Genomic DNA, 19,504 nt, shown 5'->3' on the forward strand with positions numbered 1-19,504 from the left:
CGACACCTCCAGCGAATAATAATGGAGGTCAAGGAACTCCAACCCCACCTGCAACAGTACAACCAAATAATGGTGGAAATGCAGGAGAGGTTCCTGCCAATAATGGACAATAAGAAAAATTTATAGAAAAGTTTTCAAAAGAGCACTTAAGATTTGTAGGAATTTACAATCTTAAGTGCTCTTTTCATTTTGCTACAGAAAATGTAATGTTAAGGGCTGGATAGAAAAAGAGTGAATGTAGTTTATGTGAAATATAACGTAAAGAGAGAAATGATTGTACGTGCGGGTTATCCCGGAAAGGGACTAACTGTGATGGATTACATAAACCATTAAATGAGTGGGAATTATATTCAAATCTTTAATAAATGTCTTTCTTTAACGGTTACTTTAGTTTGGAAAACAATTAAAAAGTCGAATTTCTTATTTAAGGAATTCGACTTTTTATGTTGAAACTGGATTAAAGGTTCGCCTTATTAAAATGTAGGGGTAATACAGTGATAGCTATTAAATGTTAAACGTACCATAAAAATTTTGAAAAAAAATTGAAGGGAAATGATAAAAGACTTGAGTCGGAGGTAGTGGAGGATAACTATGGCTATGAATGGGAGTACTACTGGGGTGTGTACCATGATGCCAAAATGATGGGGTAACTTGACCGGGAATTTGATATTGCTGCCAAGTTGCGGGAAGTTCAATTCCTACATCGGAGCTAGCTGTATGAACTGCAGGAACATGTATTCCAGGAGTCGAAGGAACTACGGCAGTTACTCTTAATAATACCCACATGAAATATTCACTCCTAAGTTGTGATAATAAATTAGTATATTCTTTTCACACATATAAAGGCACATATATAGGACTTTCGTTTAAAACATGCGTACAAAGTCTTAAGACTAATGTAAGCTGATGGTGGACTATTTAATATGAAAAGATACGTCTATTTGCGGAGGGAAAAGAGATAAAAAAAATGTACAATGAGGGTGTTAATCGTAATATTTTACGAGTGTATGGAGGTATTTTTATGGAACGATTATGGACGAAATCATTTATTCAAATGACTTTCGCAATGTTATTTTTATTTACAGGATTTTATTTACTTGTTCCAACGCTCCCGCTCTTTATTAAAGAGATAGGTGGCAATGAATCGCAAGTTGGACTCATGATGGGAATGTTTACAATAGCTGCTGTTGTAATACGACCGATTATTGGAGGAATGTTAGATCAATATGGTAGAAGATCCTTTATTATTTTCGGACTCATCTTTTTTGGATTAACGATGTATTCCTATAATATAGCATCGACTATTGTCCTTTTAGCTGTTTTACGTGTTATTCACGGAGTAACATGGGCTGTTTCTACAACAGCTGTTGGAACAGCAATAACGGATATTATTCCAGATTCACGCCGTGGTGAAGGTATGGGCTGGTACGGGATGGCGATGACAATTGCAATGGCGATCGGACCAATGATTGGACTATGGGTTGTACAAAATTATTCATTTCATGGTCTATTTTTATTAGCGACGTTGTTATCTTTTATGGCAGTCGTATTATCACTAATAACGAAGATGCCATTTACGCCACAAAAAGAAAAAGGGAAAATTCAGCTATTTGAGAAATCTGTATTAACAATCACGATTGTAGTATTCTTTTTATCGTTTGCATATGGAGGAATAACAACCTTTTTACCGTTATTTGCATCATCAATTCATGTGAATCCAGGAACTTTCTTTCTTGTATATGCAATTGCATTAACAATTGTAAGACCAATTTCAGGGAAACTATTAGATAAGTATGGAGAAGTATTCATCATACTCCCAGCATTATGTATTACTATTTTAGCTATAGTTGTTTTAACTATTTCAAATGGTTTGTTAGGTGTAATTATCGCAGCAACATTATACGGTATTGGATTTGGTTCAGCGCAGCCAGCTTTGCAAGCGGCAATGCTTACAATTGTCGATCCGAGTAAAAGAGGAGTTGCAAATGCTTCATTTTTTACAGCGTTTGATTTAGGAATCGGGTTAGGTGCTATTTTACTTGGAGTTGTTTCACAAATGTTTGGTTATCGTATTTTATTTTCAGGGAGTGCAATTTCGGCATTAATAGCCTTAATCATTTTCGTCTTCTTTGTAAAACAACGATTAGGAAAAAAAGAGTTTGCGTAAACTGGAGGAATAAAGATGAGAATTTCAATTGATCGTAAAGCTCTGCAATGGTTCCAGGAAGAATTACGTATAAAGCACGGTGAATCTGTACGTTTTACTGTAAGGTACGGAGGGGATAGTTCAATTCAGCCCGGATATTCTTTAGGGGTTGTTGCTGAGAAACCAGATGGGGAAATAGTGTCAGTTGAGAAGGAAGGTATTATATTTTTTGTAGATTCTGATGATCTTTGGTATTTTCAAAACTATGATTTATTTGTAAGTTATCATGAGGAAATGGAAGAAATTCAATTTAATTATGTAAAATAATAACTTTATTAAAAATGAATAAGTTTTATATAAAAATTATATTTAAGAGATAGTGAAATAAATATCATATAGCAACGAGCTGTATTTATGTACAGCTCGTTTTTTTTATTTCTCAAATAAAATTAGAATAATTGTATATTTGGCGGTGTTATATGAAAAATCTTTATATCTTGTTTTTGAAAATACGCAAAAAAGTCTATTCTTTCTTTATAAAATATAAGAATTATTTTCAAAAAATTGTATTGTTACAGTAAGAAAAGTGTAGGAAACTTATCATTATAAAATAAATTGAAATCTTCTAAAAACTCTGATACATTGAAATAGAAATGTAGTTTCACAATATTGTAAAGGCTTACAGTTATGTGCACGAAGATCTATTAGGATTGGAGGAAATAATGATGAAAGCTGAAGAAAAATTTTCCCCGGGATTAGATGGTATAGTGGCAGCGGAGACGAAAATCTCGTTTCTTGACACAGTAAAAGGTGAAATTGTAATTCAAGGGTATGACTTAATCGAACTCTCAAAAACAAAAGAGTATTTAGACATTGTGCACCTTTTATTGGAGGAACATCTACCGAATGAAGATGAAAAAGCAACACTTGAAAAGAAATTAAAAGAAGAATATGCAGTACCAGAAGGTGTATTCAACGTACTAAAAGCATTGCCTAAAGAGACGCATCCTATGGATGGATTACGTACAGGTGTGTCAGCGTTAGCTGGTTACGATAATGATATCGAAAACCGCTCGTTAGAAGTGAATAAAAGCCGAGGGTACAAGCTGTTAAGTAAAGTGCCAAACATTGTAGCGAATAGCTATCATATTTTAAATAATGAGGAGCCAATTGAACCTCTTAAAGAATTATCTTATAGTGCGAATTTCTTCTATATGTTAACTGGTAAAAAACCAACTGAACTTGAGGAGAAGATCTTTGATCGTTCCCTTGTTTTATATAGTGAGCATGAAATGCCAAACTCTACATTTACAGCGCGCGTTATTGCATCAACACAATCAGATTTATACGGTGCTTTAACAGGTGCAGTTGCATCTTTAAAAGGAAGTTTACATGGCGGTGCAAATGAAGCGGTTATGTACATGCTTTTAGAAGCTGGTAATGTTGAGAAATTTGAAGAGTTATTACAGAAGAAACTATATAACAAAGAAAAGATTATGGGCTTTGGACACCGTGTTTATATGAAGAAGATGGATCCAAGAGCACTTATGATGAAGGAAGCTTTAAAACAGTTATGTGATGTAAAAGGTGATTATACACTATATGAAATGTGTGAAGCTGGAGAAAAGATTATGGAAAAGGAAAAAGGAATTTATCCAAATCTTGATTATTATGCAGCTCCAGTATATTGGATGCTAGGTATTCCAATTCAACTTTACACACCAATCTTCTTTAGCTCTAGAACAGTGGGATTATGTGCGCACGTTATTGAGCAACATGCAAATAATCGTTTGTTCCGTCCACGTGTAAATTATATTGGCGAGCGACATGTACTTAGTAAATAAGAACAACTGGGGAGTTGTTAGCGCCGCCCGCCAGATGGGTGTTTGACCGACACCCATCATTAATAATAACGAATTTTCGACAGAAAGGGAAGGATAGCATGATTAAAACAAATGAAATTAAGCAAAAAGATGCATTATTAGAAGAGATTACGGATTATGTATTAAATAAAGAGGTTACTAGTGCAGAAGCATTCAGTACAGCTCGTTACGTATTACTTGATACACTTGGATGTGGAATTTTAGCACTACAATATCCAGAATGTACGAAATTATTAGGACCAGTTGTGCCAGGAACAGTCGTGCCAAATGGTACACGTGTACCAGGTACGTCTTATGTACTAGATCCAGTAAAAGGTGCATTTAATATCGGATGTATGATCCGTTGGTTAGACTATAACGATACTTGGCTTGCAGCAGAGTGGGGACATCCATCTGATAACCTAGGCGGAATTTTAGCGGTCGCAGATTATATTAGCCGTGTTCGCATTTCAGAAGGAAAAGAAGCTTTAAAAGTACGTGAAGTATTAGAAATGATGATTAAAGCACATGAAATTCAAGGCGTGCTTGCTTTAGAAAACAGCTTAAACAGAGTTGGTCTTGACCATGTATTATATGTAAAAGTAGCAACAACTGCAGTAGTTGCGAAAATGCTTGGCGGAACACGTGAAGAAATCTTTAATGCATTATCACATGCGTGGATTGATAATTCTAGTCTTCGTACATATCGTCATGCTCCAAATACGGGCTCACGTAAATCATGGGCTGCAGGTGACGCAACGAGCCGCGGTGTTCATCTTGCAATGACTGCTCTAAAAGGTGAAATGGGTTATCCAACAGCATTATCTGCGCCAGGATGGGGATTCCAAGATGTATTATTCAATAAACAAGAATTAAAATTAGCAAGACCACTAGAGTCATATGTAATGGAAAATGTATTATTTAAAGTGTCATATCCAGCAGAATTCCATGCACAAACAGCTGCAGAATGTGCAGTGAAGTTGCATCCGGAAATTAAAGAGAGATTGGATGAAATTGACCGCATTACAATTACGACTCATGAATCAGCAATTCGTATTATTGATAAAGAAGGCCCATTAAATAACCCAGCTGATCGTGATCATTGCTTACAATACATTACGGCAATTGGTTTATTAAAAGGAGATATCGTTGCAGACGATTATGAAGATGCAGTAGCAAACGATCCACGTGTAGACGAATTACGTAATAAGATGGTTGTTGTTGAAAACAAACAGTACAGTTTAGATTACCTTGACCCGAACAAGCGCTCAATCGCCAACGCTGTTCAAGTTCACTTTAAAGATGGCACAGTAACAGAAAATGTGGAATGTGAATATCCACTTGGTCACCGTTTCCGTAGAGACGAAGCAATTCCAAAAGTTGTTCAAAAATTCACTGCAAATATGGCAGGTCATTATTCTAGTAAGCAACAAGAACAAATTCATGAAGTTTGTTTAAATGAAGAAAAGCTAGAAAATATGAATGTAAATGAATTTGTAGATCTATTCTTAATTTAATAATAGGGGGAATTTAGAATGGCTTGGGTTGTGAAAAAGCAGTCAACACAAGAGGAGCTTGCGAATCGATTCCGAGCTTTAGTAGAAGCAAATGAAATTTTGCAAATTCCAGGTGCTCATGATGCAATGGCGGCTTTAGTTGCAAAAAATACAGGTTTTTCAGCTCTTTATTTATCAGGAGCTGCTTATACTGCAAGTAAAGGCTTACCAGATTTAGGTATCGTGACGTCTACTGAAGTGGCTGAGAGAGCAAGAGATTTAGTAAGAGCTACAGATTTACCTGTTCTTGTTGACATTGATACAGGATTTGGTGGTGTACTAAATGTGGCGAGAACAGCTGTAGAAATGGTGGAAGCGAAAGTAGCAGCTGTCCAAATTGAAGATCAGCAATTACCAAAAAAATGTGGGCATTTAAATGGTAAGAAACTTGTTACTACAGAAGAATTGGTTCAAAAAATTAAAGCGATTAAAGAAGTTGCACCGAGCTTATACATTGTAGCACGTACTGATGCTCGTGGCGTTGAAGGATTAGATGAAGCAATTGAAAGAGCAAATGCATATGTAAAAGCAGGTGCAGACGCAATTTTCCCTGAAGCGCTTCAATCAGAGGAAGAATTCCGTCTATTTAATAGTAAGGTAAATGCACCTTTGCTTGCGAATATGACTGAATTCGGAAAAACTCCATATTATAGTGCAGAGGAATTTGCGAATATGGGTTTCCAAATGGTTATTTATCCTGTAACTTCACTTCGCGTTGCAGCGAAAGCGTATGAAAATGTGTTTGCTTTAATTAAAGAAACAGGTTCTCAAAAAGATGCACTTTCTAATATGCAAACGAGAAGTGAATTATACGAAACAATTTCATATCATGACTTTGAAGAGTTAGATACTGGTATTGCAAAAACAGTATTATCAGAAGATCAATAGATAAAGCAGCGAAGGCGATGAAAATACATCTTTGGCAAAATAAAATGCTTGATGTGAAAAATCATCGCCTTCTATTTTCAAAAAAAGATATTCCACTCATCGTAGACGAGCATAAGCAAAAAGCTATGAAAGCCGAATGATAGGGGGATACATATGGAAAAAACGAAGTTACCATGGGATGAATTTTTTTCACTTAATAAAGGTATAAATCATACTTACTTTACACCAGAAGATTTTTCAGGTGATGAAGATTTAATCGCAAAAACGACAGAACAATTCGTTAAACAAGAAATTGTTCCACAAATGGAGAATATTGAACAACATAACTATAAAGTTTCTCGTCAATTATTTGAGAAAGCTGGGGAACTTGGATTATTAGGCATTGAGGTACCAGAAGATTATGGTGGGTTCGAGTTAGGAAAGGCTGTCTCAGGTCTTGTAGCAGAGAAAATGGGTTACGCTGGTGCGTTTAGCGTTTCTTTTAATATACACGCTGGTGTCGGTACATTGCCTTACATATATTATGGAACGAAAGAGCAAAAAGAAAAATATTTACCGAAAATCGCATCGGGAGAATGGATTGGTGCTTATGCTTTAACTGAGCCAAATGCTGGTTCGGATGCATTAAGTGCAAAAACAAGCGCCGTATTGAATGAAGAGGGAACAGCTTGGAAGTTAAATGGTGAGAAGCAATGGATTACAAATGCTCATATGGCAGATGTATACGTTGTTTTTGCGAAGACAAATAAAGGAATGACAGCATTTATTGTCGAAAGAACATGTGAAGGTGTATCTATTGGATTAGAAGAAAAGAAAATGGGGATTAAAGGTTCTTCAACAGCGACTCTTATTTTAGAAGATGTTGTCATCCCTGCTGAAAATGTTTTAGGGGAAGTTGGGAAAGGGCATCACGTAGCCCTTAATATTCTTAACTTTGCTAGACTTAAACTTGCTTTTGGAAATATTGGAACAGCAAAACAAGCAATTGGTTTGTCGGTTCAATATGGAAAAGAGCGAAAACAGTTCCAAACGGAATTAGTAGACTTTACGATGATTCAAGAGAAAATTGCAAATATGATCATTGCTACATATGGAGCAGAAAGTGCAGCTTATCGTACGGCAGGTGTAATCGATGAAGCAATTCATGAGAGCGATGAAGATCTTATGAAGAAAATGTCCCAATTTGCAATTGAATGTGCACTGAATAAAGTAAATGCTTCTGAAACACTTGCTTATATCGTAGATGAAGCTGTACAAATTCATGGTGGTTACGGTTATATGCAAGAGTATGAGGTAGAACGATTATATCGTGATGCTAGAATTAGTCGTATTTTTGAAGGAACGAACGAAATTAATAGATTAACAGTTGCCAAAATGTTAATCAAGCAAATCGAACAATTAGAAGATACTGAAGTAGAAAGTGATGTAGCAAATGTAGGAAGAAACCCTCGTTACATTTTATTAGCGAAAAAATTGTTGAAACAATCTTTGAAAACGCTCTCTAAAACTCCAGGCCTAAAAATTGACCAAGAACAAGAATATTCACGTGTAATTTCAAATATGTTGACGGACGTGTACGTCATGGAATCAGCGTTTTTACGTACGAGAAAAGCGGTAAGTAAAAATGGTGAGGAAAAAGAACGTACGAAGCAACTCATAACGGATGTTATTTGTGAAGAAGGATACCGTAAAGTAGAAGAAGCAGCGATTTCTGTACTTTCGGCGGCTGTCACAGAAGAACAAGATAGACATGTGATTTTAGCTGAAATCCGTCAATTATTAGTACCTTTATACACGAACGTATTTACGAAGAAGAGAGAAATTGCGAAAGCTATTATAAATCGCGGGAAATATATTGTGTAAATAGGAGGAAAGTGATATGAAAAAGATTGGTTTTATCGGTTTAGGTAACATGGGTCTTCCGATGTCAAAAAATCTAGCTAAATCAGGTTACACAGTATATGGCGTGGACTTAAATAAAGAGGCAGAAGCGTCCTTTGAAAAAGAAGGCGGAATTATCGGTCTATCAATCTCAAAACTAGCAGAAACATGTGATGTAGTTTTTACAAGTTTACCTTCACCTCGCGCTGTTGAAGCGGTATATTTTGGAGCAGAAGGATTATTTGAAAATGGTCACTTGAATGTAGTTTTCATTGATACAAGTACGGTATCGCCGCAGTTAAACAAACAATTAGAGGAAGCTGCAAAGGAAAAGAAAGTAAACTTTTTAGCAGCACCTGTGAGCGGCGGTGTAATTGGAGCCGAAAATCGTACATTAACGTTTATGGTTGGTGGATCAAAAGAGGTATATGAGAAAACGGAATCTATCATGGGCGTTCTAGGCGCGAACATTTTCCATGTTAGTGAGCAGATTGATAGTGGTACAACTGTTAAGTTAATTAATAACTTATTAATTGGTTTTTATACAGCTGGTGTAAGTGAAGCTTTAACATTAGCGAAAAAGAACAATATGGATTTAGATAAAATGTTTGATATTTTAAATGTAAGTTACGGCCAAAGCAGAATTTATGAACGTAATTTTAAAAGTTTTATAGCACCTGAAAACTACGAGCCAGGATTTACTGTGAACTTATTGAAGAAAGATTTAGGGTTTGCAGTTGACTTAGCTAAGGAAAGCGAACTCCATTTACCGGTAAGCGAAATGTTATTAAATATATATGACGAAGCGAGTCAAGCTGGATATGGTGAAAACGATATGGCTGCTTTATATAAGAAAGTTAGCGAGCAATTAATTTCTAATCAAAAATAAATTATACAAAGGAGAGAATACAATGATTACAACTGAAATTAAACGAGTGAAAAATCACATTAACGGTGAGTGGGTTGAATCGACAGGTACGGAAGTAGAAGCAGTTCCAAATCCAGCGACTGGAAAAATTATCGCTTACGTTCCACTATCTCCAAAAGAGGATGTTGAAAAAGCTGTTGAAGCGGCAAAAGCAGCATTCGAAACATGGTCTAAAGTACCAGTTCCGAATCGTTCAAGAAATTTATATAAATATTTACAGCTATTACAAGAAAACAAAGATGAGCTTGCAAAAATCATTACGCTAGAAAATGGTAAGACGCTAACGGATGCAACAGGTGAAGTACAGCGTGGTATTGAAGCGGTAGAACTTGCCACATCGGCACCTAATTTAATGATGGGACAAGCGCTTCCGAATATTGCTAGCGGAATTGATGGATCAATTTGGCGCTACCCAATCGGAGTTGTTGCTGGTATTACGCCGTTTAACTTCCCGATGATGATTCCGTTATGGATGTTCCCACTTGCAATTGCTTGCGGTAATACATTCGTATTAAAAACATCTGAAAGAACGCCACTTTTAGCGGAGCGACTTGTAGAATTATTCTATGAAGCAGGTTTCCCAAAAGGCGTATTAAATTTAGTACAAGGCGGAAAAGATGTTGTAAATAGCATTTTAGAAAATAAAGATATTCAGGCTGTTTCGTTCGTTGGCTCTGAGCCGGTAGCTCGTTACGTATATGAAACAGGTACGAAACACGGAAAACGTGTACAAGCGTTAGCAGGTGCGAAAAACCATGCGATTGTAATGCCAGATTGCAATCTTGAGAAAACAGTACAAGGTGTAATTGGATCTGCATTTGCAAGTAGTGGAGAGCGCTGCATGGCATGCTCAGTAGTAGCAGTAGTGGATGAAATTGCTGATGAATTCATTGATGTATTAGTAGCAGAAACGAAAAAATTAAAAGTAGGCGATGGCTTTAACGAAGATAACTATGTTGGACCATTAATCCGTGAATCTCATAAAGAGCGCGTTTTAGGCTATATTAATAGCGGTGTAGCAGATGGGGCAACTTTATTAGTAGATGGCCGTAAAATTAATGAAGAAGTTGGAGAAGGTTACTTTGTAGGTGCGACAATCTTTGATGGCGTGAATCAAGAAATGAAAATTTGGCAAGATGAGATTTTTGCTCCAGTATTAAGCATTGTACGAGTTAAAGATTTAGAAGAAGGTATTAAACTAACAAATCAATCTAAATTTGCAAATGGTGCAGTTATTTATACGTCAAACGGTAAACATGCCCAAACGTTCCGTGATAACATCGATGCTGGTATGATCGGTGTAAATGTAAACGTTCCAGCACCAATGGCATTCTTCGCATTTGCAGGAAATAAAGCTTCATTCTTTGGTGATTTAGGTACAAATGGTACAGATGGCGTTCAATTCTATACACGTAAAAAAGTTGTAACTGAGCGCTGGTTTTAATATAGAGTAAATAACCAAATCAGTTATTAAATGAAACCACCACTATTAATAGTTTCGTCTTGTTAATTATTTTTTTCAAAAGCTAGTTTAATACCAAATGTAACTGAGCGCTGGTTTTAATATAGAGTAAATAACCAAATCAGTTATTAAATGAAACCACCACTATTAATAGTGGTGGTTTTCGTCTTGTTAATTATTTTTTTCAAAAGCTAGTTTAATACCAAATCCAATTAGGACGACTCCTGTTAGCCCTTGAATATAACGTTGCGTCTTCGGTTTTTTCATAAAAGCACTAATTTTATCAATTAAAAATATATAAAATGCAAACCAAATGACTGTTAAAACGAGGTAAGTAAGGCCCATTACAAGAAGTTGAATAAATGTATTATGATTTGGATTTAAAAATTGCGGTAAAAAAGTTAAAAAGAAGACTGCAACTTTAGGGTTTAATAAATTTGTAAGAAATCCTTGGCGAAAGCAAGAAGTATGTTCGTTTTCATTATTCAAAGATAGATCATTTGTATCTAAGTTTTCTTTGTTTCTTACTGCTAAAAGGGCTTTAATACCGATATAAATTAAATAGAGAGCCCCAACGTACTTGAAAATAGAAAATAATAGAGCTGACTTTACAATAAGTGCAGAAAGACCAATTACAGCAGCTAAAGTATGAATTAATAGTGCAATACATGTACCAAACACTGTTTTCACTCCACCGACTTTACCAGCAGCCAATGTATTTTTCGTAGCCATTGCTGTATCTGGACCAGGTAAAATGATAAGGCAAATAGACATAATGATGAAAAGAAGATAATTTTCTATCATAGCCGCCCCTCCTTTTTATTTTTAGAATATTTGATTAAAAATAGTGTAGCACAAAAATGGATTTAATAAAATTAAATTTTGTTAAAAATAATTAAATAAAAAAGGCTATATAGTAGCTGTAATTACACTACTATATAGCTTCGATTTTATACCGCTATTTGCGGGTAGTAAGATTTTCACCGCACAAGATTTAGCTGAAGCAAAGAAGTTAGGTAGGGGATGAACAAAACATCCCCTCATGACAATTTCATTTTATGCATTAAGTAAGTTAAAGAAACGATTCACATCTTCTTCTGAAACGTCACTTAACTGTTTATATTTATAATTCGGATTTTGATCTTTATCAACGACAACGGAGCGTACTCCTTCGAAGAAATCTTCATGTCTCATGAAATTTTTAGCAAGTATAAGGTCCGTAGCGAAACATTCTTCAACGGATTTATCTTTTCCATCAATAAACTGTTTTAATGTTACTTTTAGTGAAATAGGGGATTTTGATAACAGTGTTTCTTTCGTTTTTAGAGCAAAGGAACTTTCATCTTTCTCCAATGAATGGATGATTTCTTCAATTGTATCGAAAGCAAAATGTGAATTGATTACTTCTAATGAAGGAGCGAGCTCGCTTTCTAAGTTTGGAGCAGTTGCAAATGTACGAATAACTTCTTTTAAATTAGTATGTACATCATCTTCTTTATGCCAATTTACACTTTCAAGTTCAGTAAGAAACTTTGGTAATGAATCAGATGTCATAAAGTAATCAGCAGCATTAATAAATAATACGTCAGAAGCTTTTAAAATAGATGCTGTTAAAGCAACGAATCGTCCTGTATATCCAGGCGCTTTATTTAAGAAATATGCAGCTCCGACGTCTGGGAAGAAGCCGATATTCATCTCTGGCATTGCCCATTTCGTACCCTCAGTTACAATGCGATACTTCGCACCATTTGTAAGACCGACACCACCGCCCATTACAATTCCATCTAAACAAGCAATAATCGGTTTTGTATATTGATAAATATATGTATCAATTTCATACTCTTCTTCAAAAAAACGTTCTGCATGTTGCAATGCCACTTCATTGGAACGCGCTTCATAAAGAGTTTTAATGTCGCCGCCTGCACAAAAACCTTTTGTGCCAGCTCCTTTTAACACGATAAGTGCAATACGCTCATCGTGTTCCCACTCTTTAAGTTTTTGTCCGATAGGTTGTAACATGTCATAAGATAAAGAATTAAGTGCTTTTGGACGGTTTAAAGTAATTGTCGCAACGCCGTTTTCACTAACAGAAAATAAAACTTGTTCAGTCATAATGCATCCTCCCTTACATATCTTCTTATTCTTAATTCTTGATATGTACTGAAATGTCCTTTATAAATTTTGTCAAAAGTTGACGGTAAATATTAATTTGGTCACCGCATATTTTGACGAGTTATCTTTGCAGGATTTCAGAGACTGAGGGGGAATATTACAACATTACTGTAAGTGTAATTATTTGAAGTTATAATGATAAAAGCGCTATTATATAGGTGTGAATTGTTCATTATCAATTCTAAAAAGAGTGTTTGAAGAAAAAATGAATCGTACAATTGTAATAAAAAATTTTACACTGAATTAGAAATAGAGAAAGGAGAAATCGGAATGCCAGGACCTTTACTATTGTCGGTTATTATTTTGTCTTCTTTAATGATAGGGATAACGCAGTATTTTCATCATACAGATACGACAGAAGAAGTGAAGGATAAAGTACGTCTCGTATTTCCGATTTTTATAATATCTATTTCATTCTGTATTTTATTAAATAAAGATGGGTACATTGTCGCAGTGTTCTCATTTTTCGTCGCAATCGTTTTAATTACCGTTTTATATTATGTAATGAAAGACTTTATACAAAAATAAAGATGTCACAATAGGCATTTTTATTTTGGAGAAAATATAAAATTTCACATACCGTATTTTATATAAAATACATAAAACATATAACCATAGAAAAGTGTGTACTTTGCTGTGTATGTACTTGTCAATCTTGCATAGCCACTATACTATTAAAATGTAGAGATTATAAAAAGGGGTTGTATCTATCATGAAATTTGAGATGCACACAAAAATTATTTCAAATGAAAAAGAAGTAAGATTACATATTGAAGAAAATATATTTCAATTAATATTGGATGGTTATCACTTATTTACAATTCAAGAAATATTGCCTTTATATAAATCAAATGAAGAAAGAATTGGAAGTGCAACGATATTGAAGCTAGAGTGGGAGAACGGAAAAACTACAATAAACTATCAACTCGTTTCACTAAAATCAGTAAATTAAAAGGAGTAGAAAAATATGAAGTTATTTCATACAGCGGATTGGCATTTAGGTAAGCTTGTTCATGGCGTGTATATGACTGAAGACCAAAAGATTGTATTAGATCAGTTTGTACAGGCTGTTGAAGAAGAAAAACCAGATGCTGTAATTATTGCAGGGGATTTATATGACCGAGCAATTCCACCTACAGAAGCAGTAGACTTATTAAATGATGTGCTGCAAAAAATAGTTATTGATTTACAAACACCAGTTATTGCAGTAGCTGGTAATCATGATAGTCCGGATCGTATCCATTTTGGGAGTAGTTTAATGAAAAAACAGGGATTACATATTGCAGGCCAATTTCAATTCCCGTATGAACCTGTTGTACTAAATGATGAATATGGAGAGGTTCACTTCCATCTAATACCGTATGCAGACCCAAGCATAGTTAGACACGTGTTGAAAAATGAAGACGTACGTTCTCATGATGATGCGATGCGCATTTTTATGAATGAGCTCTCTGAAACAATGGATAAAGAAGCTAGACATGTATTTGTTGGACATGCATTTGTAACTTCTTCAGGAGAAGCGGAGGAGAATACAAGTGATGCAGAACGACCACTTTCAATTGGTGGTGCTGAATATGTAAATAGTCATTATTTTGATAAGTTTCATTACACTGCGCTTGGACATTTACATCAAGCGCATTTCGTACGTAATGAGACCATTAGATATTCAGGTTCACCACTTGCCTATTCAATTTCTGAAGAGAAACATAAAAAAGGTTATTACATTGTAGAACTGAATGAAACTGGTGAAGTAGCAATTGAAAAAAGGTTACTTTCACCACGTCGTAAAATGCGAACAGTAGAAGCGAAAATAGATGAATTATTACAGCACCCAGTAAGTGAAGATTACGTATTTGTAAAATTATTAGATGAAAACCCTGTCTTACAGCCAATGGAGAAAATACGATCTGTATATCCAAATGCAATGCACGTTGAAAGAGCGATGCAAAGGCGAGAACTCACAGATACAAATGAAGTAACGGTTTCAAGACATAAAACGGATGATTTATCTCTTTTAAAGGCTTTCTATAAAGAAATGAAAGGGTTAGATTTATCAGAAGAGAAAGAACGCCTATTTATAGATGTATTACAAACAGTGCAAGAACGGGAAGGTGAACGAGGATGAGACCGATTCAGCTTATTATGACAGCATTCGGGCCATATAAACAGAAAGAAGTAATCGATTTTGAAGATCTTGGAGAACATCGTATTTTCGCTATTTCTGGGAATACGGGAGCTGGAAAAACAACGATTTTTGATGCGATTTGTTATGTGTTATATGGTGAGGCTAGTGGAGAAGAACGTAGTGATACGAGCATGCTTCGAAGTCAATTTGCTGATGATGATGTTTATACAAGTGTAGAATTAACCTTTCAATTAAAAGGGAAACGCTATGAAATAAAAAGACAACTTGGACATAAAAAACAAGGGAATAAGACCATTACAGGACATGCAGTAGAATTATATGAAGTTATTGATGGAGAAAACGTTCCAGCCGTCGATCGTTTTCATGTAACAGACGTAAACAAAAAAGTGGAAGATTTAATTGGTTTAAGTAAACATCAATTTAGTCAAATTGTTATGTTACCACAAGGTGAATTCCGAAAACTATTAACATCTGAGACGGAAAACAAAGAAGAGATTTTACGTCGTATTTTTAAAACGGATCGTTATAAATTAATGCGTGAGTTACTTGATCAAAAGAGAAAACAATGGAAAGATGTTTTACAAGAAAAACAAAAAGAGAGAGAGCTCTATTTCCGTAATGTTTTTAAATTACCAATCCGTGATGGAGCATTATTAGAGACATTAGCGGCACAAGAACATGTAAATACGCATCAAGTAGTAGAAGCGTTAGAACAAGAAATAACAGTGTATAAGGCAGAGGTTGAGCAATTACAAGTAGAACAAGATGTTCAAACGAAGCAATTAAAGGATGCAGAAACACGTTTTCATGCAGCAAAATCTGTAAATGAGAAATTTATAGATTTACAACAAAAGAATGAGAAATATAACACTTTACAAGAGAACCGTGCAGCAATTGAAAGGAAAGAAAAATCCTTTAAACGTGCGGAACAAGCAAAGCGCTTATTACCATTTGAACAATGGTATGAAGAAGCGATGCAAAATGAGCAGAAAGCTGAAAGTTTGTTAAAACAGATAATCGTCAAACAAGAACAGATAATGAACAGCTTTGAACTTGCTCAGGAGAAGTATGAAGTAGTAAAGAATAAAGAAGCTGAACGAGAAGAGGCTAAAAAACTTGTTCAAAGATTAGAAGAGTTACAAGCAATCATTGAATCATTAGCTGAGAGAAAGCTGAATTTACAAAATGCCGAAATTCAAATAGGGAAATTAAAAGAAAGTATGCAAAAGTTGGATCAACAACTAGAAGAGCATACAAGCCAAAAACAGAGAATGTCTGATGAATTGCATCAATTAGAACAAGCACTTGAGCAATATGTAGCTAAAGTAGAAGAACTAACGAATATGCGAGAAGATGCAAAAGTTTTAAAGCAAGCATACGATGTTTGGCAAGAAAAACAAAAATTCGAGCAAGAAAAAGAAGTGGCAAATAATAAAATGCACGTGGCAGTTCGTGCATATGAAAACATGGAGCGCCGCTGGTTAAGTGAACAGGCTGGTATATTAGCTCTTCATTTACATGACGGTGCATCTTGTCCGGTATGTGGTAGTACGAATCATCCGCAAAAAGCTACAGAGCAAAGTAATGCGATCGATGAAAAAGAGTTAAACGATTTAAGAGATAAGAAGAACATTGCTGAAAAATTACATGTGCAAGTAGAGGAGAAATGGAATTTTTATCGACTACAATATGAACAAGTGATAGAAGAAGTTGTGAAGCGTGGCTATAACTCCGAAAAATTAGTTGAAACATATAGTGCACTTGTTCAAAAAGGAAAACAATTAGCAGCAGACGTTAATACGTTAAAAGCAAGTGAAGAAACACGTAAGCAGATTGCTGCGAACATGAAAAGCGTAGAAGAAAAAATAGAAGAACTTCAGAAACAAAAACGGGAAGTAGAAACAATGCAGCACCGTACAGAAATAGAGTGCATGCAACTTCGTACGTCATATGAACATGATAAACGAAATATTCCAGAAAACTTGCAAACAGTACAAGCTTGGAAATCACAGTTTGACCAAGCTATGCACGAACTTAGGTTAATGGAGGACGAATGGAAGAAAGTGCAGGAAGCGTATCAACATTGGCAAAATGAAAATATACGTATTCAAGCAGAACAGAAAGGTGCTTCTAATCAATTTGAAAGTGCAAAATTGAAGAAAGAAGAGACTTTCGCACGCTTTATGAAAGAGCTAGAACAAAGCGGATTTACAGATCAATTCACGTATAAAGAAGCCAAATTAAGCGACGCCGAGATGGAGATGTTACAGAAAGAAATTCAAGGTTATTATTCATCTCTTGAAGTGCTTGCAAAACAAATTGAAGAGCTAAACTCAGAATTAAAAGATAAAGAGTACATGGATATTACATCTTTAGGTGAACACATAAAAGAACTAGAAATTAATCTCGATATCATTAAAGAAAAACGTCAACGTGCGCAAAATGCGGTAACATATATTTCTGATTTACATGAAAACATTAGACGTATTGACGAACAAATTCACGAGGAAGAAAAAGCCTTCCAAGAACTTGTTGATTTATATGAAGTAATGAAAGGTGATAACGAAAGTCGTATATCATTTGAACGTTACATTTTAATTGAGTATTTAGAACAAATCGTTCAAATCGCAAACGAACGACTACGTAAATTATCAAATGGACAATTTTATTTAAAACGAAGTGAACGAGTTGAAAAAAGAAACCGTCAAAGTGGATTAGGCTTAGATGTGTACGATGCATACACTGGCCAAACGCGCGATGTAAAAACATTATCCGGCGGAGAGAAATTTAACGCATCACTTTGCTTAGCGCTAGGAATGGCAGATGTCATTCAAGCATATGAAGGTGGTATTTCCATCGAAACGATGTTCATCGATGAAGGGTTCGGTTCATTAGATGAAGAATCATTAACGAAAGCAGTAGATGCCTTAATTGACCTACAAAAATCAGGCCGATTTATCGGTGTCATTTCACACGTACAAGAACTGAAAAACGCAATGCCAGCTGTATTAGAAGTAACGAAGCAGAAGGATGGATGTAGTCAGACTAGGTTTGTGGTGAAGTAAGCTTAGAAAATGGAGTAGGGAATCTACCGATACTTTTAGTGTCATATGTATGAATCATAAAACGTCGTCTCTTCATATTGGAGGCGACGTTTTATTTTATAAAATATCTATGAATTATCTGTAGAAGGCGGCGTATTCTCCAAACGATTATAAGTTTTAAAGGCTGAAATTGCTGAGATAACCCCGCCTACTAAAAATAAAGCGGATCCTCCAACTAAGATGATACGACTGACATATGTTTCCCGTGCTTCTTCGACTTCTTCTTGTAACGCTGTAGGCATATGAATTCCCCTTTATAAAAGTTGTTTTATAAATAGTATATACAAACGCCTAAAATGTGTTAAAATAACTGATGATTTTATGCAGTGGGTAATTAGATGAGTAGGATGCGAGTGGCTAAATAAATCTTCATCACAAATTTATGCGAACTTCACATAGAGCACATATTAACATTGTATTATGTATATGTACCAAATAAATAAAGTGAATGTAAGTTCTGTTTTCAAAAATTTAAAATCCTTTTATTTCTATATGAAAGTTTTAATCGAGGGTTTTAAAAATTTTGGAAATAGATCTTATAAAAATGGAATTCATATAAAAGGGGAATGTCTTATGACAACATATACAAGTGAAATGAAAAAAACTTTAGTTTCAGAAGAAGATGTAGATATTTTAAAAATTATGGCGCATCCAATCCGACTGCAAATTGTAAATGAATTAAGTACAAGAAAAACTTGTAATGTAACACAATTAACAGAGTTACTGAACATCCCGCAATCTACTGTTTCACAACATTTATCAAAAATGAAGGGTAAAGTGTTACGAGCAGAGAGAAGAGGTTTAGAAATTTATTATCATATTAACAATTTAAAAGCGAGTAAGATTGTTAATGTTTTAGGGTATATAAACTAGTGAAATATTTTTATATAAAATAGCCCCTGCTGTTTAGCAGGGGCTATTTTGTGTTGTTTTATGTATTTGTATTTAAAACTTTATAGTTTTTATGATTTACAATTGTTCGATCAAATTCAAAAGTACCACCGCTTACATTTGTAATTTCAACTAAGACCGATTCAGTATAAAGTTTTAGTACAGATCCTGTAATCTTTAAATTGTTTCGTTGAAAAAGTATAGTATCCCCTACGTTTGCTTTCATAGTACCTCCTCATTAAAGACAGAAATATTTTTTTATTATATATATTAAACCACGGATAGATATATTAGTGAATATTTAGTTTTATTTATTGGAAAAAAATTTGTGATTTTATAAAAAATAAGGTGAATCGAAGTATAAAAATTTTTTTCTATTGTATTTAATCAGTAGTTTTTTGTATTTCATCCTTCGTTTTTTGTAACTGATTCCATGTTTTTGACGCTCTATCTTGTAAGTGCTTACAT

19 protein-coding genes are annotated in these 19,504 nt (G+C 34.8%); 14 read left to right on the top strand and 5 right to left on the bottom strand.

Annotation, left to right across the window (positions count from 1 at the left end; all coding sequences use genetic code 11):
- Positions 1–504: 504 nt before the first annotated feature.
- A complete protein-coding gene (locus DN400_RS21755; RefSeq protein WP_000270089.1) occupies positions 505–786 on the bottom strand; it encodes a hypothetical protein in 282 nt (93 codons plus the stop codon).
- A 235-nt stretch (positions 787–1,021) separates the two neighbouring features.
- On the opposite strand from DN400_RS21755, the gene DN400_RS21760 reads away from it, so the two are divergent.
- From DN400_RS21760 to DN400_RS21795, 9 genes are all read left to right on the top strand, one after another.
- Positions 1,022–2,167 carry an MFS transporter gene (locus DN400_RS21760; protein ID WP_014482022.1) on the top strand — a complete coding sequence of 382 codons (1,146 nt, stop codon included), beginning with the start codon at positions 1,022–1,024 and terminating at the stop codon, positions 2,165–2,167.
- A gap of 15 nt (positions 2,168–2,182) precedes the next feature.
- On the top strand, positions 2,183–2,473 hold the full coding sequence (locus DN400_RS21765) for a HesB/YadR/YfhF family protein (protein WP_001222842.1): 291 nt from the start codon (positions 2,183–2,185) through the stop codon (positions 2,471–2,473).
- Between the two features lie 395 nt (positions 2,474–2,868).
- Positions 2,869–3,990: a citrate synthase gene (mmgD, locus tag DN400_RS21770; protein ID WP_001987369.1), complete on the top strand. Its 1,122-nt coding sequence runs from the start codon at positions 2,869–2,871 to the stop codon at positions 3,988–3,990.
- A gap of 98 nt (positions 3,991–4,088) precedes the next feature.
- On the top strand, positions 4,089–5,525 hold the full coding sequence (gene prpD / locus DN400_RS21775) for a 2-methylcitrate dehydratase (protein ID WP_000598139.1): 1,437 nt from the start codon (positions 4,089–4,091) through the stop codon (positions 5,523–5,525).
- Between the two features lie 18 nt (positions 5,526–5,543).
- Positions 5,544–6,452 (top strand): methylisocitrate lyase, encoded by a 909-nt coding sequence (gene prpB / locus DN400_RS21780; protein ID WP_000312639.1) that lies wholly within the window; start codon positions 5,544–5,546, stop codon positions 6,450–6,452.
- A gap of 17 nt (positions 6,453–6,469) precedes the next feature.
- Positions 6,470–6,592 (top strand): hypothetical protein, encoded by a 123-nt coding sequence (locus DN400_RS29990; protein WP_000690878.1) that lies wholly within the window; start codon positions 6,470–6,472, stop codon positions 6,590–6,592.
- A 13-nt stretch (positions 6,593–6,605) separates the two neighbouring features.
- A complete protein-coding gene (locus DN400_RS21785) occupies positions 6,606–8,315 on the top strand; it encodes an acyl-CoA dehydrogenase family protein (RefSeq protein WP_147801921.1) in 1,710 nt (569 codons plus the stop codon).
- Between the two features lie 16 nt (positions 8,316–8,331).
- Positions 8,332–9,222 carry an NAD(P)-dependent oxidoreductase gene (locus DN400_RS21790; protein WP_000719399.1) on the top strand — a complete coding sequence of 297 codons (891 nt, stop codon included), beginning with the start codon at positions 8,332–8,334 and terminating at the stop codon, positions 9,220–9,222.
- Between the two features lie 22 nt (positions 9,223–9,244).
- Positions 9,245–10,705 carry a CoA-acylating methylmalonate-semialdehyde dehydrogenase gene (locus DN400_RS21795; RefSeq protein WP_000633339.1) on the top strand — a complete coding sequence of 487 codons (1,461 nt, stop codon included), beginning with the start codon at positions 9,245–9,247 and terminating at the stop codon, positions 10,703–10,705.
- 189 nt (positions 10,706–10,894) lie between these two features.
- Here DN400_RS21795 and DN400_RS21800 read toward each other — a convergent pair whose 3' ends face one another.
- Positions 10,895–11,527: a LysE family translocator gene (locus tag DN400_RS21800; protein WP_000572345.1), complete on the bottom strand. Its 633-nt coding sequence runs from the start codon at positions 11,525–11,527 to the stop codon at positions 10,895–10,897.
- A 252-nt stretch (positions 11,528–11,779) separates the two neighbouring features.
- Complete coding sequence (locus DN400_RS21805) at positions 11,780–12,835, bottom strand: enoyl-CoA hydratase/isomerase family protein (protein WP_147801922.1); 1,056 nt, start codon at positions 12,833–12,835, stop codon at positions 11,780–11,782.
- A 330-nt stretch (positions 12,836–13,165) separates the two neighbouring features.
- On the opposite strand from DN400_RS21805, the gene DN400_RS21810 reads away from it, so the two are divergent.
- From DN400_RS21810 to DN400_RS21825, 4 genes are all read left to right on the top strand, one after another.
- Positions 13,166–13,423 carry a hypothetical protein gene (locus DN400_RS21810; RefSeq protein ID WP_001119409.1) on the top strand — a complete coding sequence of 86 codons (258 nt, stop codon included), beginning with the start codon at positions 13,166–13,168 and terminating at the stop codon, positions 13,421–13,423.
- A 184-nt stretch (positions 13,424–13,607) separates the two neighbouring features.
- The gene (locus DN400_RS21815; protein ID WP_000667344.1) at positions 13,608–13,847 is read left to right on the top strand and encodes a DUF2584 family protein; all 240 of its coding nucleotides are present in this window, start codon (positions 13,608–13,610) and stop codon (positions 13,845–13,847) included.
- A gap of 15 nt (positions 13,848–13,862) precedes the next feature.
- Positions 13,863–15,020, top strand: coding sequence for an exonuclease SbcCD subunit D (locus tag DN400_RS21820; protein ID WP_000765150.1), 1,158 nt, complete (start codon positions 13,863–13,865; stop codon positions 15,018–15,020).
- Complete coding sequence (locus DN400_RS21825; RefSeq protein WP_147801923.1) at positions 15,017–18,106, top strand: AAA family ATPase; 3,090 nt, start codon at positions 15,017–15,019, stop codon at positions 18,104–18,106. The genes DN400_RS21820 and DN400_RS21825 overlap by 4 nt, the downstream gene beginning before the upstream one ends.
- Positions 18,107–18,213: 107 nt before the next feature.
- Here the strand turns inward: DN400_RS21825 and DN400_RS29605 are convergent, their stop codons facing one another.
- Positions 18,214–18,387 carry a hypothetical protein gene (locus DN400_RS29605; protein ID WP_001141667.1) on the bottom strand — a complete coding sequence of 58 codons (174 nt, stop codon included), beginning with the start codon at positions 18,385–18,387 and terminating at the stop codon, positions 18,214–18,216.
- 331 nt (positions 18,388–18,718) lie between these two features.
- On the opposite strand from DN400_RS29605, the gene DN400_RS21830 reads away from it, so the two are divergent.
- On the top strand, positions 18,719–19,018 hold the full coding sequence (locus DN400_RS21830) for an ArsR/SmtB family transcription factor (RefSeq protein WP_000214794.1): 300 nt from the start codon (positions 18,719–18,721) through the stop codon (positions 19,016–19,018).
- A gap of 58 nt (positions 19,019–19,076) precedes the next feature.
- Here DN400_RS21830 and DN400_RS21835 read toward each other — a convergent pair whose 3' ends face one another.
- The gene (locus tag DN400_RS21835; protein WP_000646793.1) at positions 19,077–19,262 is read right to left on the bottom strand and encodes a YkvS family protein; all 186 of its coding nucleotides are present in this window, start codon (positions 19,260–19,262) and stop codon (positions 19,077–19,079) included.
- Positions 19,263–19,504 lie beyond the last annotated feature (242 nt).

Source organism: Bacillus sp. AR8-1 (genome assembly GCF_008042345.1).
GTDB classification, from domain to species: domain Bacteria; phylum Bacillota; class Bacilli; order Bacillales; family Bacillaceae_G; genus Bacillus_A; species Bacillus_A cereus.

Coding starts and splice junctions, on each gene's coding strand:
- DN400_RS21755 (WP_000270089.1), bottom strand. CDS start 786: ATGTGGGTATTATTAAGAGTAACTGCCGTAGTTCCTTCGACTCCTGGA.
- DN400_RS21760 (WP_014482022.1), top strand. CDS start 1,022: ATGGAACGATTATGGACGAAATCATTTATTCAAATGACTTTCGCAATG.
- DN400_RS21765 (WP_001222842.1), top strand. CDS start 2,183: ATGAGAATTTCAATTGATCGTAAAGCTCTGCAATGGTTCCAGGAAGAA.
- mmgD (WP_001987369.1), top strand. CDS start 2,869: ATGATGAAAGCTGAAGAAAAATTTTCCCCGGGATTAGATGGTATAGTG.
- prpD (WP_000598139.1), top strand. CDS start 4,089: ATGATTAAAACAAATGAAATTAAGCAAAAAGATGCATTATTAGAAGAG.
- prpB (WP_000312639.1), top strand. CDS start 5,544: ATGGCTTGGGTTGTGAAAAAGCAGTCAACACAAGAGGAGCTTGCGAAT.
- DN400_RS29990 (WP_000690878.1), top strand. CDS start 6,470: ATGAAAATACATCTTTGGCAAAATAAAATGCTTGATGTGAAAAATCAT.
- DN400_RS21785 (WP_147801921.1), top strand. CDS start 6,606: ATGGAAAAAACGAAGTTACCATGGGATGAATTTTTTTCACTTAATAAA.
- DN400_RS21790 (WP_000719399.1), top strand. CDS start 8,332: ATGAAAAAGATTGGTTTTATCGGTTTAGGTAACATGGGTCTTCCGATG.
- DN400_RS21795 (WP_000633339.1), top strand. CDS start 9,245: ATGATTACAACTGAAATTAAACGAGTGAAAAATCACATTAACGGTGAG.
- DN400_RS21800 (WP_000572345.1), bottom strand. CDS start 11,527: ATGATAGAAAATTATCTTCTTTTCATCATTATGTCTATTTGCCTTATC.
- DN400_RS21805 (WP_147801922.1), bottom strand. CDS start 12,835: ATGACTGAACAAGTTTTATTTTCTGTTAGTGAAAACGGCGTTGCGACA.
- DN400_RS21810 (WP_001119409.1), top strand. CDS start 13,166: ATGCCAGGACCTTTACTATTGTCGGTTATTATTTTGTCTTCTTTAATG.
- DN400_RS21815 (WP_000667344.1), top strand. CDS start 13,608: ATGAAATTTGAGATGCACACAAAAATTATTTCAAATGAAAAAGAAGTA.
- DN400_RS21820 (WP_000765150.1), top strand. CDS start 13,863: ATGAAGTTATTTCATACAGCGGATTGGCATTTAGGTAAGCTTGTTCAT.
- DN400_RS21825 (WP_147801923.1), top strand. CDS start 15,017: ATGAGACCGATTCAGCTTATTATGACAGCATTCGGGCCATATAAACAG.
- DN400_RS29605 (WP_001141667.1), bottom strand. CDS start 18,387: ATGCCTACAGCGTTACAAGAAGAAGTCGAAGAAGCACGGGAAACATAT.
- DN400_RS21830 (WP_000214794.1), top strand. CDS start 18,719: ATGACAACATATACAAGTGAAATGAAAAAAACTTTAGTTTCAGAAGAA.
- DN400_RS21835 (WP_000646793.1), bottom strand. CDS start 19,262: ATGAAAGCAAACGTAGGGGATACTATACTTTTTCAACGAAACAATTTA.